This is a genomic window from Streptococcus sp. E24BD (genome assembly GCF_041807825.1).
GTDB lineage: Bacteria > Bacillota > Bacilli > Lactobacillales > Streptococcaceae > Streptococcus > Streptococcus entericus.
Genome location: NZ_JBGTZB010000002.1, coordinates 1 through 17,428, shown reverse-complemented (window position 1 = coordinate 17,428; position 17,428 = coordinate 1). Strand labels below are relative to the sequence as shown.

Annotated in this window: 11 protein-coding genes; 4 read left to right on the top strand and 7 right to left on the bottom strand. The window is 44.7% G+C overall.

The genetic code is table 11. From position 1 onward, the window contains the following. Positions 1 to 12: 12 nt before the first annotated feature. The 7 genes from dnaI to pbp1b all read right to left on the bottom strand — a co-directional run bounded on the left by dnaI (position 13) and on the right by pbp1b (position 13,020). Complete coding sequence (gene dnaI / locus ACERC5_RS00630) at positions 13 to 912, bottom strand: primosomal protein DnaI (RefSeq protein WP_373658023.1); 900 nt, start codon at positions 910 to 912, stop codon at positions 13 to 15. A gap of 1 nt (position 913) precedes the next feature. Continuing rightward, positions 914 to 2,071 (bottom strand): DnaD domain protein, encoded by a 1,158-nt coding sequence (locus ACERC5_RS00625; RefSeq protein ID WP_373658022.1) that lies wholly within the window; start codon positions 2,069 to 2,071, stop codon positions 914 to 916. Beyond that, positions 2,061 to 2,549 carry a transcriptional regulator NrdR gene (gene nrdR, locus ACERC5_RS00620; protein ID WP_373658021.1) on the bottom strand — a complete coding sequence of 163 codons (489 nt, stop codon included), beginning with the start codon at positions 2,547 to 2,549 and terminating at the stop codon, positions 2,061 to 2,063. Before nrdR ends, ACERC5_RS00625 begins: the two co-directional genes overlap by 11 nt. Positions 2,550 to 2,654: 105 nt before the next feature. Further along, positions 2,655 to 6,290, bottom strand: coding sequence for a DNA-directed RNA polymerase subunit beta' (gene rpoC / locus ACERC5_RS00615; protein ID WP_373658020.1), 3,636 nt, complete (start codon positions 6,288 to 6,290; stop codon positions 2,655 to 2,657). Positions 6,291 to 6,338: 48 nt separating this feature from the next. Continuing rightward, complete coding sequence (locus ACERC5_RS00610; protein WP_373658019.1) at positions 6,339 to 6,632, bottom strand: hypothetical protein; 294 nt, start codon at positions 6,630 to 6,632, stop codon at positions 6,339 to 6,341. Between the two features lie 69 nt (positions 6,633 to 6,701). Further along, positions 6,702 to 10,331: a DNA-directed RNA polymerase subunit beta gene (rpoB, locus tag ACERC5_RS00605; protein WP_373659916.1), complete on the bottom strand. Its 3,630-nt coding sequence runs from the start codon at positions 10,329 to 10,331 to the stop codon at positions 6,702 to 6,704. Positions 10,332 to 10,629: 298 nt separating this feature from the next. Further along, positions 10,630 to 13,020: a penicillin-binding protein PBP1B gene (gene pbp1b, locus ACERC5_RS00600; RefSeq protein ID WP_373659914.1), complete on the bottom strand. Its 2,391-nt coding sequence runs from the start codon at positions 13,018 to 13,020 to the stop codon at positions 10,630 to 10,632. Between the two features lie 369 nt (positions 13,021 to 13,389). On the opposite strand from pbp1b, the gene ACERC5_RS00595 reads away from it, so the two are divergent. The 4 genes from ACERC5_RS00595 to ACERC5_RS00580 all read left to right on the top strand — a co-directional run bounded on the left by ACERC5_RS00595 (position 13,390) and on the right by ACERC5_RS00580 (position 17,147). Next, positions 13,390 to 14,292, top strand: coding sequence for an HAD family hydrolase (locus ACERC5_RS00595; protein ID WP_373658016.1), 903 nt, complete (start codon positions 13,390 to 13,392; stop codon positions 14,290 to 14,292). Positions 14,293 to 14,651: 359 nt separating this feature from the next. Next, complete coding sequence (locus tag ACERC5_RS00590) at positions 14,652 to 15,383, top strand: metal ABC transporter ATP-binding protein (RefSeq protein ID WP_373659912.1); 732 nt, start codon at positions 14,652 to 14,654, stop codon at positions 15,381 to 15,383. Continuing rightward, on the top strand, positions 15,376 to 16,218 hold the full coding sequence (locus ACERC5_RS00585) for a metal ABC transporter permease subunit (protein ID WP_373659911.1): 843 nt from the start codon (positions 15,376 to 15,378) through the stop codon (positions 16,216 to 16,218). Before ACERC5_RS00590 ends, ACERC5_RS00585 begins: the two co-directional genes overlap by 8 nt. Then, complete coding sequence (locus ACERC5_RS00580; RefSeq protein WP_373659910.1) at positions 16,215 to 17,147, top strand: metal ABC transporter substrate-binding lipoprotein; 933 nt, start codon at positions 16,215 to 16,217, stop codon at positions 17,145 to 17,147. Before ACERC5_RS00585 ends, ACERC5_RS00580 begins: the two co-directional genes overlap by 4 nt. Positions 17,148 to 17,428 lie beyond the last annotated feature (281 nt).

Genomic DNA, 17,428 nt, shown 5'->3' with positions numbered 1-17,428 from the left:
TGTTCTCACTTTCTAGCGTCGATTTTTCCCCAAAAGATGGAGCTCCTTAGCCACGGCACGAATTCGTTCCAAAACTCGTTTGGCCTGCCAAGTTTCATCCCCTTGCTTACTTTGAGCTAATTTTTTCTCTAAATCCTCTAAACTGTAATTGGACGTAAAAAAAGTCGGCAATTCCTCCAGCATACGGTATTGCAAAATGACCTGTAAGACGTCATCACGCACCCAGCTGGTTGAAGTTTCCGCACCGATATCATCTAATATCAGAACGGGAGCAGCCTTGACATCATCAATTTTCTCCTTAACAGAGCTTGTCGAGATGGCATTTTTGACATCAACCACAAAGGTAGGGTAGTGAAGCATAGTCACTGCCACACCTTTTTGAACGGACAATTCTCTAGCTAAACCAGCTAGCAAGAAGGATTTCCCTACTCCCATATTCCCGTAAAGATAAATGCCTTTTTGAACATTTGGATAAGCTTGCAAGAACTGACTCAGCTCTGCCAATAACGTAATACGGTTAGGATCACTAAAATCAATATCTGAAAAACTGATGTACTGATAGGATTTTGGGAGATTGATAAGCTTGATACGGTCTGTTGCCTCTACTTGTTGCTGACGATGGATCAGTTCTTTTGTTTCACGATAGGTCACATCAGCATAGCCCTCATTCATCACCAAAATTGGCTCATAACCTTTGGCTAAATAGTCTGGTGATTGGCTGATGAAACGCTCTTTTTCTTGGCGGTACTGGTTGAATTTGGGCAGGCTTCGTTCAATCGTTGCCCGATCCAGCTGATGAGTCACGATAAAGTTAGCGACATCAGGATGAGCCAGAACATCCTGTAAGACCTGTTCTTGGTCTTGCAAAAATTTTGGCATCTTACTTGATAAGGTGTCTCCAATTTTTTTCATCTTATTCCTCCCTTCCTGATTGTCCCAACATCTGACGTTTTAGCTCTTCTAGTTGCTCTTGTTCTTCTTGACTGGACTCCGTTTTATAGTCTTGATGACTCCAGATCGGCACATTGGTTTGATGGTTGCTGCCGGCCTTTGGTTTAGCGGATGACTGTGGCTTTTGTTGCCAATAAAGCAGAGCTTGCTCTCCTGTTTTGATGCCCTTATAGGAAAAATCATTGGCAATCTTCATCAAATAAACCTTGTTAAGATTAGCAGACTTGGTGCGTTGTAAGGTGTATAGCACCATGAGATTGATCACATCATCCAAAAAGCCCATCTGTGCCAATTCGCGTAGCAACTGACGCTCCTGATCGGTGACCATCGCCTTTCTCATTTTTTTCAAGGTAGACAGGTAAACTTCTGGAGCATGGCTTTGCGCCGTTTTTAGAGCAGCTTGTTCCTCACGAGTTAGACCAGTACTCTGACTCGGTTGCTCTTGCTGTTCCTGCTTAGCACGCAAGCGAACCAGTGATAGTTGACCCTTAACTGCTGTGGCTTTGGCTAACTGATAAGTATCAAACCAGGTCAGACCATTCTCCTCAGCAAAATGATAAAGACCTAAGACATCCGTTTGTTCATTGTCAAAATAGAGACCATCTCGTCTCATCAGCTGCTTGAAATGCTCGAGATCAAAGTTAATATCAGCTTGTTTGGGATGATGGTAGACTTCTCCGCGATCAGAAAATACTTCTGAAAAACGTTTGGTCTGATCAACGGCCTCGACTGGCAAGGTCATTTGTAAATCTTCCACAGCAACTTCCCCGATATAGCTGCTTAGCAGGCTACGATAAACAGCATTATTCAGAAAACTTTCCCTATCCAAGGGGCTGTTAAGCTTGATCAAATAGGTTTGATAGTGTTGATAAAACTTGATTAAGCCTAAAGCCCCCAGTTTATCAAAAGCAGTCCGTAAACGGTCAAATCCAAACTGCAAGTGGTTAAGCAGTTCGGTAAAAGGGTGCATTGCTCTGCCATTATCAAAAAAATGAACCAGATAATTGTACACCAAATAAGCGTCTGCACCCATAAGTGGCTGATAAAGTTGTAACAAACTAGCCTGATCAGGGTAGACACAGTTATTTTTTAGATAGGAGAAGGTATCGTTAGGCTTCATCGGAACGCCGTCCCTTCTTGCTACGAACCCTCTTAGTAATCTGTTGCAATAATTCCTCAATCTCGTCAACGTCCTTAAAGCTCCGGTAAACAGAGGCGAAACGAACGTAGGTGATTTCGTCTAATTCTGCCAGCTCATCCATGACAAGATTGCCGATATGGGTCGAGGGGACCTCACGTTCAAAGGTCTGACGCAAAGACTGCTCGATGCGGTCAACAACGCCCTCCAGGTCAGCGCTAGAGACAGGGCGTTTCTGGGCACTACGCAAAATACCGTTAAAAATCTTATCCCGGGAAAACTCTTCTCGCGTCCCATCTTTTTTTATCACCAACAAGGGTATTTCTTCCAATCGCTCAAAAGTTGTGAACCGATTTTGACACTCATCGCAAGACCTGCGACGACGGATGGCTGTGCCTTCTTCCGCTTGACGACTATCGACAACACTTGATTTGGTGCAATGGCATTTCGGACAACGCATAGTCCCCTCCTTGATGGCTTTATTTGTTTTATTATAACATAAAATACCCCTAAACACTAGAAAACAAAAACCTATCTTGCCTAAGCAAGATAAGTTTTGTCAGAACTATTCTGAAACAGTTTCGGTAACCTCAACTGGTGCAATATCTTCTAAGATTTCGATATCGTTGACTGCTTGAGGTTCAATGTTGCGATAACGGAACATACCAGTACCAGCTGGAATGGTCTTACCGATGATAACATTCTCCTTGAGACCCAGCAAGTGGTCACGTTTACCACGGATGGCGGCATCAGTGAGGACACGAGTTGTCTCTTGGAAGGATGCGGCAGAAAGGAAGGAATTAGTCTCCAGAGAGGCTTTGGTAATTCCCATCAGCACAGGACGAGCGGTCGCTGGGATTTGTCCAGCAATCACGTACTCCGCATTGGCATCAGTAAAGTCTGCGATGTCCATAAGAGTACCAGGCAGAAGGTCTGTATCCCCTGGATCCATGACACGTACTTTGCGGAGCATTTGACGCACCATCACCTCAACGTGTTTATCACCGATTTCTACCCCTTGGCTACGGTAAACTTTTTGTACTTCTGCAAGGAGATAGGTCTCTACAGAAAGGGTATCACGGACTTCTAACAAGCGTTTTGGCTGGATGGATCCTTCTGTCAGCGCTTGACCACGGTTGACAAAGTCACCTTCGTTGACTGTCAGACGAGCAGTGAACGGTACTTGGTACTCACCCATGCCAGTCTGCCCTTTGACGTAAACCTTCTTGGTCCGAGTGCTAGCGTCCTCATCGATTTGTACCACCTCACCTTTAACTTCGGTGATGACCGCTTCCCCTTTAGGGTTACGGGCTTCAAAGATTTCTTGGATACGTGGCAAACCTTGGGTGATGTCGGTGTTTGAGGCCACACCACCCGTGTGGAAGGTCCGCATGGTCAACTGGGTACCAGGCTCACCGATGGATTGAGCGGCGATAGTACCAACTGCTTCACCAACTTCAACCGCATCACCAGTCGCCAAGTTGATACCGTAACAATGACGGCAGACACCGTGACGGGTGTTACATGTAAAGACGGAACGAATGGTGACTTCTTCAACACCAGCTTGGCTGATTTCAGCCGCCTTAGCTTCCGTAATCAACTGATTAGGACCGATGATAACCGCACCTGTTTCAGGATGCTTAACTGTTTTCTTGGTGTAACGACCAGCCAGACGTTCTTGAAGGGTCTCGGTCACTTCCTTACCATTGGTAATGGCTGTGATGGTCAAGCCACGATCAGTTCCACAGTCATCCTCACGAATGATAACATCCTGCGCCACATCAACCAGACGGCGAGTCAGGTAACCTGAGTCCGCAGTCTTGAGGGCGGTATCGGTCATCCCCTTACGAGCACCGTGGGTAGAGAAGAACATCTCGAGTACCGACAGACCCTCACGGAAGTTAGACAGGATTGGCAATTCCATGATACGACCGTTTGGCGCCGCCATCAGACCACGCATACCGGCCAACTGGGAGAAGTTTGAGATGTTACCACGAGCTCCAGAGTCCATCATCATAACGATTGGGTTCTTCGGATCTTGGGTTTCAACCAAGCGTTTTTCCAGAGCTTCCTTGGCCTCACGCCAAGTCGTCGTAACAGCGATATAACGATCCGTATCGGTCATCAAACCACGACGGAAGGCCAAATTAAGCTGCTCCACTCGGTCGTGCGCTTGTTCGATAATCTCTTGCTTGTTGTCAATGACAGGAATATCCGCCACACCAACCGTCAAGCCAGCAAGGGTAGAATGATGGTAACCCAAGTCTTTCAAGCGGTCAAGGAAGGCAGACGTTTCTGTCGTTCTCAAGCGTTTGAAAGTCTCTGCAATGATATGCCCCAGATTTTTCTTTTTAAATGGTTGGTTCAATGGCAGAGCTTTAATGACAGCTTTAATATCTTGACCAGATTCCAGGAAGTACTTATCTGGTGTCCCATCAGTCAGGTTAGCCATCGTTGGCTCTTGCAGATAAGGCAGGTCATCTGGGATAACTTTGTTAAAGATGATTTTCCCAACAGTTGTCATCAGAATCTTATGACGCTGGTCATCTGTCCAAGGCTTATCAGGCATACTATCAACAGCGATACCAACACGGCTGTGCAGGTGCACAACACCATTTCGCCAAGCCATAACAGCCTCATCATAGTCCTTGAATACCATGCCTTCACCTTCGCGCCCCTCGTCTTCCATGGTCAAATAATAGTTACCAAGAACCATGTCCTGAGATGGCGTTACAACTGGTTTACCATCTTTCGGGTTGAGGATGTGTTCCGCCGCCAACATCAGGAGACGAGCTTCTGCCTGTGCTTCTTCAGATAATGGCACGTGAATAGCCATCTGGTCACCGTCAAAGTCGGCGTTGTAAGCCTCACACACCAACGGGTGCAGACGAAGCGCACGTCCGTCGATTAGGACAGGCTCAAAGGCCTGAATTCCCAAACGGTGAAGGGTCGGTGCGCGGTTAAGGAGCACTGGGTGTTCTTTGATAACCTCTTCCAAAATATCCCAGATGCGCTCATCCCCACGTTCCACCATACGTTTTGCCGCCTTGACGTTTCCAGCCAAGTCACGAGCAACGATTTCTCGCATGACGAATGGTTTGAAGAGTTCAATCGCCATCTCACGTGGGACACCACATTGGTACATCTTCAAGTTTGGTCCAACAGCGATAACGGAACGCCCTGAGAAGTCAACCCGCTTACCAAGCAAGTTTTGACGGAAACGCCCTTGTTTACCCTTGAGCATGTGGCTGAGCGATTTGAGCGGACGGCTACCAGGTCCTGTGATTGGACGACCACGTCGACCGTTATCAATCAAAGCATCAATCGCCTCTTGCAACATCCGTTTTTCGTTCTGAACAATGATGCCTGGGGCATGAAGCTCCAAAAGACGAGCCAAGCGGTTGTTACGGTTGATAACACGACGGTAAAGGTCATTGAGGTCAGAGGCCGCAAAACGACCACCATCCAGCTGCACCATTGGGCGCAAATCTGGTGGAATAACTGGCAGGATGTTAAGGATCATCCATTCTGGCTTGTTACCAGACTTGTGGAAAGCATCCAGCACATCCAAACGACGAACGATTTTCACACGTTTTTGCCCTGTTGCTGATTTTAGCTCTTCCTTTAGAGCAGCAATTTCAGTTGGCAAATCCACTTGCTTGAGCAAGTCTTGGATGGCTTCTGCCCCCATTTTTGCCACGAAAGAGCCGTGACCGTACTCCATGAGTTTTTCACGGTATTCGCGTTCGGTCAAAAGAGATTTGTGCTCAAGCGGTGTTTCCATCGGATCGATAACCACATAGGCCGCAAAATAGATCACCTCTTCCAGCGCACGTGGGCTCATATCCAAGGTCAAGCCCATCCGAGATGGGATACCTTTAAAATACCAGATGTGAGAAATCGGCGCCTTGAGTTCAATGTGTCCCATGCGTTCACGACGGACCTTGGCACGAGTGACTTCAACACCACAGCGGTCACAGACAATGCCCTTGTAACGAATACGTTTGTATTTGCCACACGCACACTCCCAGTCTTTGGTCGGTCCAAAAATGACCTCATCAAAGAGACCTTCGCGCTCTGGTTTTAGGGTTCGGTAGTTGATAGTTTCTGGCTTTTTCACTTCACCATAGGACCATGAACGAACCTTGCTGGGTGATGCCAGAGTGATTTGCATACTTTTAAAACGATTTACGTCAACCACTACATTTTACCTTTCTTAATTTCTGCTATACAAAAGAATAAGGGAAATTTATCTTGTTTCAAAGGAAATTAGCTGTGAGCCTTTGGTGACTAATAAGCCTTGTTGACCCTCAACAAGCTGGTCATAGAGCTCTTTTGAAATGTCTTGAGTCCAGTGATGCCCACTGCTGTCTTCGAGAACCAAAAAGCAACGTGAACGTGGGAACAAGGTTAGGAGGTTATACTTCTTGAACTTTTTCACCACCTTGACCTCTCGTTGATTGATTGGTGCCTTTTTATTTTTCAAGTACAACAAGGACTGCAATATGGCACAAACAACTAGTGGCACTAAAACACTTCTCATACACTAATGTCCTTCTCAACTCGCAAGAAGTTTGGACTAGGCGAGGGCCGCCTAGTCAGCTTCTTATTATTAATTTTCTAATGCTGCCTCATCTTCTTCAGCTTCTTCGTCAACCTGTTCCGTTGTCTTACCTTCTTGTTCTGCCAATTCACGAGCAAAGGCTTCTGCTTCACGTGCTTGACGCTCACGAGCTTTTTCAAGGTCATCAACGTGCATCACGTCATCATCTTCACCCTCGTCCAAATCACGAAGTTCGACTTCATTATCATCCTCATCAAGGACACGCATGTCAAGACCAAGTGACTGCAATTCTTTAACAAGAACGCGGAAGGATTCTGGCACGCCTGGTTTTGGAATTGGCTTACCTTTAGTGATGGCTTCATAGGCTTTGAGACGACCCGTCACATCATCTGACTTGTAGGTCAAGATTTCTTGAAGGACATTTGATGCACCATAAGCTTCCAGCGCCCAAACTTCCATCTCACCAAAACGCTGACCACCGAACTGAGCTTTACCACCGAGCGGTTGCTGGGTAACCAGTGAGTATGGACCAACTGAACGGGCATGGAGCTTGTCGTCAACCATGTGGTGGAGTTTGATCATATACATGACCCCAACTGAGACACGGTTATCAAACGGCTCACCTGTCCTTCCGTCGTAGAGAACAGTCTTAGCATCGCTATCCATGCCAGCTTCTTTAACAGTTGACCAGAGATCTTCTGAAGTCGCTCCGTCAAAGACTGGGGTCGCAATGTGGATACCTAGGTTTTTAGCCGCCATTCCGAGGTGAAGTTCCATAACCTGACCGATGTTCATCCGTGATGGTACCCCGAGCGGGTTGAGCATGATGTCAACTGGTGTTCCATCTGGCAGGTATGGCATATCCTCAACTGGAACAATACGCGATACGACACCTTTGTTCCCGTGACGTCCCGCCATCTTATCACCCACTTTGATTTTACGCTTCTGAGCGATGTAGACACGTACTAGTTTATTAACGCCAGATGGCAGTTCATCACCGTTGGCACGAGTAAAGATTTTAACATCGCGAACAACACCATCACCACCGTGCGGTACACGTAGAGAGGTATCGCGCACTTCACGTGACTTGTCTCCAAAGATAGCATGGAGGAGACGCTCCTCAGCTGAGAGGTCTTTTTCACCTTTCGGTGTTACCTTACCAACGAGAATATCGCCCTCTTTAACTTCAGCACCAATACGAATAATCCCGACTTCATCAAGATCACGAAGAGCATCTTCACCGACGTTTGGAATCTCGCGAGTAATCTCTTCAGGGCCTAACTTGGTATCACGAGTTTCACTTTCATATTCTTCCAAATGGACAGAGGTATAAACATCCTCTTTGACCAAGCGTTCACTCATGATGACCGCATCTTCGAAGTTATAACCTTCCCAGGTCATGTAGGCAACGATTGGGTTTTGACCAAGCGCCATCTCGCCATTTTCCATAGAAGGACCATCAGCGATGAAGTCCCCTTTTTCAACCAAGTCACCCACCTTAACCAAGGTTCGTTGGTTATAGGCTGTTCCTGAGTTTGAACGGCGGAATTTGGTAATTTTGTAAACGTCAAGGCTACCATCGTTACGACGAACCTCAACCTTATCTGCATCAGAATAGACAACTTTACCATCATGTTGGGCGATGACAGCTGCCCCAGAGTCGTGGGCTGCCTGGTATTCCATCCCTGTTCCCACATAAGGGGCTTTAGGGTCAATCAGAGGAACGGCCTGACGTTGCATGTTAGCTCCCATCAGAGCACGGTTGGAGTCATCGTTTTCAAGGAACGGAATACATGCTGTCGCCACAGCAACAACCTGCTTCGGAGACACATCAACGAAGTCAACAATGTCTGCTGGGAATTCTTGGTTGTTACCTTGATGACGTCCCATGACAACTTCTTCTGCAAAAGTATTGTCGTCATTGAGACGAGAATTAGCCTGCGCAACAGTGAACTCATCTTCTTCATCAGCTGTCAGCCAGAAGATATCATTGGTGACCTGACCAGTTGCACGGTCAACCTTACGATACGGTGTTTGGATAAAACCATAACGGTTAAGACGTCCAAACGAAGACAAGTTGTTGATCAACCCAATGTTTGGACCTTCTGGCGTCTCAATCGGACACATCCGACCATAGTGGGTGTAGTGTACGTCCCGTACCTCGTAACCCGCGCGGTCACGCGTCAAACCACCAGGACCAAGGGCTGATAGACGGCGTTTGTGGGAAAGTTCAGACAGCGGGTTATGCTGATCCATGAACTGTGAGAGCTGGGAAGAACCAAAGAACTCTTTGACCGCAGCGGTCACAGGGCGGATATTAATGATTTGTTGTGGTGTGAGAGCCTCGTTATCCTGAGCAGACATCCGCTCGCGCACATTGCGCTCCATCCGTGATAATCCGACACGGAACTGGTTCGCTAGGAGCTCACCAACCGCACGGATACGACGGTTACCCAAGTGGTCAATGTCGTCCACCTTGCCAATACCTTCTGCCAAGTTGAGGAAGTAACTCATCTCTGCTAAAATGTCTGCTGGGGTCAAGGCACGCACCTTGTCTTCTGGATTGGCGTTGCCGACAATCGTTACCACACGATCTGGATCAATAGGGGACACGACCTTGAATTTCTGTAAGAGGATCGGTTCAGTTAGCACAGCAAAATCATTTGGCGTATAGACAAATTTGTTAAGATCCCCATCCAAGTGTTCTGCGATACCATCGATCACCTCGCGGGTCATCAAGTTACCAGATGCCACCAAAATCTCCCCCGTTTCAGGGTCAACGAGGTTTTCAGCAATGACTTGGTTAAGCAAACGCGTCTTAACATTTAGCTTCTTGTTCATCTTGTAGCGACCAACAGCTGCCAAATCATAACGCTTGTAGTCAAAGAAGCGAGCAATTAAGAGAGCTCTTGAACTTTCAGCCGTTTTTGGTTCACCTGGACGTAGGCGCTCATAAATTTCTTTAAGCGCCTCTTCTGTACGAGCATCGGCTGGATTTTTATGGATATCTTTCTCAATCGTGTTACGAATTAAATCGCTGTCACCGAAAATGTCTATAATTTCATCATCACCAGAGAAGCCCAAAGCACGCACCAACGTCGTAAATGGAATCTTCCTTGTGCGGTCAATACGCGTATAGGCGATATCTTTAGAGTCAGTTTCTAGCTCCAACCAAGCCCCGCGGTTTGGAATAACTGTTGATCCGTAACCGACTTTCCCATTTTTGTCAACCTTGTCATTAAAGTAAACACCGGGTGACCGCACCAACTGAGAAACGATAATGCGCTCTGCACCATTGATGATAAAAGTCCCCATCTCGGTCATCAATGGGAATTCACCAAAGAAGACCTCTTGAGTCTTGATTTCGCCAGTTTCCTTGTTAATCAAACGGAAAGTCACATAGAGTGGTGCTGAATAGTTCGCATCGTGAGAGCGTGCCTCTTCCAAATTATATTTTGGAGTTTTCAGCTCATACCCAACAAACTCAAGCTCTATGGTGTCGGTAAAGTTAGATACTGGAAGCACATCTTCGAAGACTTCCTTCAAGCCCGTGTTTAAAAAGTCTTGAAAAGAATCTGTCTGAATTTCGATCAAATTAGGTAAGTCAAGTACTTCCTTGATGCGTGAAAAACTACGACGGGTCCGATGTTTCCCGTACTGAACGTTATGTCCTGCCAAGTTAAACTCCTTTGTACATAAGAATACGATGACCTGAACGGTCAAGTTTAGTTAACTGCATGATGGCGGTTTGACCGCCGCCTACGTCGCGTAGGTTATTTGCCGTGGTCGATGAAATGTCAGAATTTTTAAGTTTTAATGACAAAGCCATTTTTCCCTAAAAATAGGCACAAAAAGAGCAGCTAAATCTTGAAAAGCTCTGATTTAACTGCTGCTAGTCTTGATTGGACAAGATTTCAACCAAAACAAACGACAAATATCTTAAAAATTATAACATATTTATCTTTTTTTGGCAAATTTATTGACCTATAGTTGTTGCCTCAGTTTGCGGTTCTGGTGCTGAACTAGTGGCACTAGAGGATGTGCTTGGGGCACTGTTGCTGGACGCACTGCTAGGGCTCGGTGTCTGAACCCCTACAATAGCTGTCCAAGCCTGCTGGCGGTCGCTAGCTGACCCTCCCACCATAAAATCACTAGTGGTCACAGGTGCTCCGTTTTTAGCCCAGTAAGAAACCGTCGTCGCGCCTCCTACACTAATCTGTCGACCATTGACCATCACCGTGCCCGCTTGCATACCAGTGGAGGTAAGAACACTAGATGATATGGTCTCAGGCGCTAAATTGAAGCGCTGTTCTAATCCTAAAATTGACGGATCCGCCTGATGGATGGCATTGACCAATCGAGCAACATAAGTATGAGTGTGGCGACCTGAAATATTGCTCATAGGTGAATTATCATCATGACCAGCCCATGTGCCCAGGGTAACTGCCGGTGTACCAACCATTAACCACGAATCCACATTCTCATCACTGGTACCTGTTTTGCCAATCCAGTCTCCGTTTGGCAATTGAGGGTTCAAAGCACCAATTTCACGGATAAATGCCGTTGTCGCACCAGATCTTAGCGGTCCACGTAAAAGATGGGTCATAATCCCTGCTCCAGCAGGGGAGAAAATTCGCTCACCTTTGTCGTCGTACTCATAGATTACCGTGCCATCGTTTGCTGTTATTTTTTGGACAACATGTTTCTTATGATAAATACCGCCATTAGCAAGCATCTGATAGCCATTGGTCTGTTGAGCAACACTCATTTCTGCACCACCACCAATCGGCAAACTCTCAATGCTGTAGTCATCAAATTCATAGCCCATCTTGCTCATGTAACCCTCAACATCAACACCCCGTTTCCTCAGGAGCTTATAGGTCCAAAAAGCAGGGATATTGTAAGACATGTCCAGAGCATTTTGTAAAGTGACAGCTGCTGTTCCTCTGCTACCCACATACAAAATCGGTTGACCACTAGAGAAATTAGCAGGATAGTTAGATAGCACACTGGCGCTACCAATCAATCCTTGATCAATAGCGATGCCGTAAGGGAGGAGTGATTTGATGGTTGAACCTGGTGACCGTTTCGTATCAAAGGCGTGATTGTTTTGGTTATCAGCGTAGTTACGACCACCAACAAAACCAAGTACCGCCCCAGTTCGATTGTCCATGAGGACATTGCCTATTTCTACAAGCCCTGTCCCATCATCCAAGAGGTGTCCAAGATTAGCAACCGTGTCCTGCATGGCCTGATGAACCGTTTTATGAATCGTCGTTGTGACATGGTAGCCTCCTAAAGCCAATTCTTCTTTAGCTTTTTCACGGTAGGCAGTTTGCACAGCATCACTTGTTTTATCTAAATCAGAAACGTTATCCCGCTTGAGCAAATAGTCGTAAAGCAGGTCCTCAGCCTCTTCCATGACTGTATAGTAGAGAAAGCCGTGGTTGGTCTCCTCAATCGCCTCTGGCTTCTTGAAATCCTGAGTGATATCGTATGCCACATAATCATCATAAGCCGGTTTATCAATAACACCCGTACGGTACATATTGTAGAGCACATTTTTAGCTCGTTTGATTCCTATCGCCATATCATCGGGTGTCTTAAAATTGCCATCCGATGTGTAAGGGGAATACACAATCGGACTCTGTGGTAAGCCCGCCAAAAATGCCGCCTGAGGAATCGTCAAATCTTTAGCAGATACCCCAAAAATCCCCTGAGCAGCCTCCTCTATACCTGCAATATTTTGACCTCGGTTGTTACGACCAAATGGCGACACATTGAGATAATTCGTCAAAATAGTGTCCTTGTCCATATGGCGTTCCAACTCTAAGGCATAAATCATTTCTTGCGACTTCCGCTTAAAAGTTGGCACATCGCCCAAGACCTGTTGCTTAATCAACTGCTGGGTCAAGGTTGAGCCACCACTAGTCTCACCGATGCTCAAAATCGTCGTCAGCGCCGCCCTCAAAACTGCCTTTGGCAAAACACCTTTATGAGTTGCGAAATTTTCATCTTCTGTAGAGACAATAGCGTGTTTAATATTGTCAGAAATAGCAGAGCTCTCTACAGGCGTTCGCAATAAATCGGTATCAATCGCAGCAATCAAGCTACCATCAGAGTAGGTCAACTGCGAAATCCGTGTGAAGGACCCTACTTGCTTGACTAACTTTTGAACCTCTGGCACTTTGGCCTGATCAATCTGACTCGCCAGGTAACCAAATGCCGTACCAATCCCCATCATACCAAACAATAAGGCTATAATGTATAAAAAATGAGACAATATCCTAACGGTCTGTAAAACAACTGAACCAATATCCCAAATGGTCAACTCCGACCAGGCTTTCTTACGATGACTTTTTTTCATAACATACCTCAATTTATATTATATCAAAAAACTCATTAAACACCAAAAATTTGCTGAACATCTTATCATCATTCTAAGACCTACCTACCAAACTTAAAAATTAAATAAACGCCCTGTACAAACAGATGTTTATATGACTTGCTTCTGTAAATTATTGGCTGATTTGAATATCACATCAAGTTAACCATTTTTTGTAAACAGCTGCTTATTGGTTCGTAAAACCAGACTTTTCGATTGATTAAGAGCTGTTGCATTAACAGTGTCCATTACAGTATTTAACAGACACATGACAGAAAAATAGCAGAGCTTGTTTGAATTTTTTTAGGAAAAATAGTATAATGTTTGAAGCATAATTAAAGGGGATAATGAATGATTACAGCGATTGTATTTGATGTAGATGATACCATTTATGACCAGCAGGCTCCTTATCGGATTGCTATGGAAAAATGCTTCCCAAACTTTGATATGAGCCAGATAAAACCTGCTTATATCCGATTTAGGCACTATTCCGATATCGGTTTTCCTCGTGTGATGGCTGGAGAGTGGACTGTCGAATACTTCCGCTTCTGGCGCTGCAAGGAAACACTGTTGGAGTTTGGGCACCCTGAGATTGATGAAGCAACTGGTACACACTTTCAGGAAGTCTATGAGCGGGAGTTAGATAACATCACCATGCTGGACGAGATGCGTCTGACACTAGATTTTCTCAAGTCCAAAGGTGTGCCTATGGGCGTTATCACCAATGGCCCGACAGAACACCAACTGAAAAAAGTTAAGAAACTCGGACTTTATGACTACGTTGAGCCTAAGCGTGTTATCGTGAGTCAGGCGACTGGCTTTCAAAAGCCTGAGCGTGAGATTTTTAACCTAGCTGCTCAGCAATTTGGCTTCAACCCAGCAACCACTCTCTATGTTGGAGACTCCTATGACAATGATGTCATGGGAGCTCATAATGGGGGCTGGCGCTCCATGTGGTTCAACCATCGTGGACGAACGTTAAAAAAGGGGACGACACCCGTTTTCGATTTAGAAATTGACAGTTTTGAACAACTTTATGGGGCAGTCAAAGTGCTGTTTGATTTGCCTGATAACAAATTTATCGTCGATGTCAACGATAAACGCAATCCAATTCTAGAGCTCGGCATCAACAACGGCCTGATGATGGCAGCTGAACGCCTGCTCGACAGCAATATGTCCATTGATAAGGTGGTTATCTTGCTAAGGCTGGACAAAAAGCAGGAGCGAATGCTCCGCATCAAGTACGGTCGATAAACAGTTGAATAGTCTATGCTAACATTAACATGAAGGAGACTGGGACAATAGTCCTGGTCTTTTCGTTTTAAGTTACAAAACACCTCAACCTATTTCAGCTAACAAGTACGACAACTACAGCGAACTTACTTTCCCAATTTACATCCACCAACTGCTATTCTTAGTTTGTTTATAAACTAACAACTCATCAGATTTTATTGTTCTGACGATTTAGCCCTCTACTATAGTGATACTTTCCAGAAAATCCTTGACTTTTTTGTGAAATTGTGTGATAATAAGGTGATTGTAATTATTGTTAACTGATTAATTTTTGAACGAATGTAACAGCATTCAACCTCTTTTATATAAGGAGATTAGTAATGATAATTATAGAACATCTCACCGTTACTTACGACGGTGACCAACTGGTCTTAGACGGTCTAACGTGTCAGATTGACCAGCCTGGCATTATTGGGATTATCGGTCCTAATGGTGCCGGCAAATCAACACTGATGAAGGCCATTCTAGGCTTTGTCCCCTTTCAGGGGAATGTGGCGATTGACGGACAGATGGGGGTAGCTGCACTCGAAAAAATCGCCTATGTCGAACAGAAAAGTCACATTGATGTCACCTTTCCGATGACTGTTCGGGAATGTGTCTCACTGGGATTTTATAAAAAGTTAGGGTTATTCAACAGCCTAACGACTTCACACTGGAAGAAAATTGATGACGTCCTCAGTCAAGTCGGTCTCACCGAACTATCAAAGCGTCCTATTTCAGCTTTATCAGGCGGTCAGTTTCAACGAATGCTGATTGCGCGTTGTTTGGTACAGGAAGCAGACTTTATCCTCTTAGATGAACCCTTTGTTGGCATTGATTCAGTGAGCGAAGCCATTATTATCGAGCTCCTCAAGGAACTGAAAAACGCTGGTAAAACCATCTTGGTGGTTCATCATGACTTGAGTAAGGTCAAGCAGTATTTCGACCATCTGCTTATTCTCAACAAAAAACTGGTGGCTTACGGTAAGGTGTCTGATGTATACACACCTGCTAATCTTCAAGCGGCTTATGGTGATCTTTTCTTCAGTCATGAGGAGGTGAGCCATGCTTAGTCATTTTATCGAAGCTGTCGCTTCTTACCAGTTTTTGCAAAATGCCTTAATCACAGCTGTCATCATAGGAGCTGTGGCAGGTATTGTTGGTTGCTTTATCATCCTACGGTCCATGTCTTTAATGGGGGACGCTATCTCTCATGCCGTTCTGCCTGGAGTAGCCATTTCTTACCTACTAGGACTGAACTATTTAATCGGAGCTTTAGTGTTTGGCCTTTTAGCTTCTGTGCTCATCACCTTTGTTAAGGAGAATTCAACACTCAAAGGTGATACAGCGATTGGGATTATCTTTTCAGCTTTTTTGGCACTTGGAATTATCTTAATAAGCCTAGCACGAAGCTCAACAGATTTATTTCACATCCTATTTGGAAATGTCTTAGCCGTTCAGGATACTGACAAATGGGCAGTTATTATCGTTTCGCTAGCAGTCCTTGCCATCATCGTGGTTTTCTTCAAACCATTGAAATTGACCTCTTTCGACCCTGTTTTGGCACAGTCTATGGGGATTAAGGTAAGTTTTTATCACTACTTACTCATGATTTGCCTAACCTTGGTGGCTGTGGTCGCCATGCAGAGTGTCGGTACTATTTTGATTGTTGCTTTGCTCATTACCCCCGCAGCAACAGCCTATTTATTTACGAACAGTCTCAAAAGCATGTTGCTTTTGTCTTCTATCTTGGGTATGTTCTCTTCTGCCTTAGGTATTTTTCTTGGTTATAGTTTTAACCTACCAGTTGGATCAAGTATTGTGCTAACTACCACTTTAATTTTCATTACTTCTTTCTTTATATCACCTAAACAAACACTTTTTAGAAATAAAGGAAAGAACACATGAAAAAATTACTTGGATATCTTAGTCTAGCTTTTACCTTGCTTTTGGTGGCTTGCTCACCAAACACCGGGCAAACTCAATCAACTGATAGCGGTAAGCTAAAGGTTGTAGTGACCAATTCAATTTTAGCGGACATGACCAAAAATATCGCTGGAGATTTGGTTGATTTACACAGTATTGTTCCGATTGGACAAGACCCACACGAATACGAGCCTTTGGCAGCTGATATTCAAAAAACAACTGATGCTGATGTCATCTTTTACAACGGTCTAAACCTTGAGACTGGTGGTGATGCGTGGTTTACTAAACTGATCAAAACTGCCAATAAGGTTGAAAATAAAGACTACTTTGCTGTTAGTGACGGCGTTAAGGTCATTTACCTTGAAGGGCAAAACCAACAAGGTAAAGAGGACCCACATGCTTGGCTCAATGTTGAAAATGGCATCATCTATGCTCAAAACATTGCTAAAACATTGATGGATAAGGATCCAAACAACAAAGAGGCTTACCAAAAGAATCTGGACACTTATGTCGCTAAGCTCTCAGAACTAGACAAGACTGCTAAAGCTACTTTTGCTGCCATCCCAGCAGAGAAAAAACTTATCGTGACCAGCGAAGGTGCCTTTAAATACTTCTCAGCATCCTACAACGTCCCATCAGCTTATATCTGGGAAATCAATACTGAAGAAGAAGGAACACCAGAACAAATTACAACATTAGTGGAAACTCTTAGAAAATCAAAAGTACCATCCCTTTTCATCGAATCATCTGTTGACCGTCGTCCGATGGAGACTGTTTCTAAAGACACAGGTATCCCTATTCACTCTGAAATCTTCACAGATTCAGTAGCGGAAAAAGGTCAAGAAGGTGATTCTTACTACGCCATGATGAAATGGAATCTGGAAAAAATTGCGGAAGGTTTGGCAAAATAAGCTAGACGACTACAAATGGTTTACCGCAACCAGCAAAAAAAGATTGGGCTTACTTCCCCAATTCTATCTCTTACAACATTATTACAATCCTTTAAGGAGCAGGCTTCGTACCTGCTTTTTTTAGTTCATTAAATAATCATTTTTCTCACAAAAAAGAGGCTCTATAAGACTGTAGTGGGTAAATCCACCATGGAGATTATAGAGCCTTTTGAGTGTAGAAAAAAAGTTCCATATGACCTACAATGAAAAGTGCTTAAACAACTCATTAGAAAGACACATAT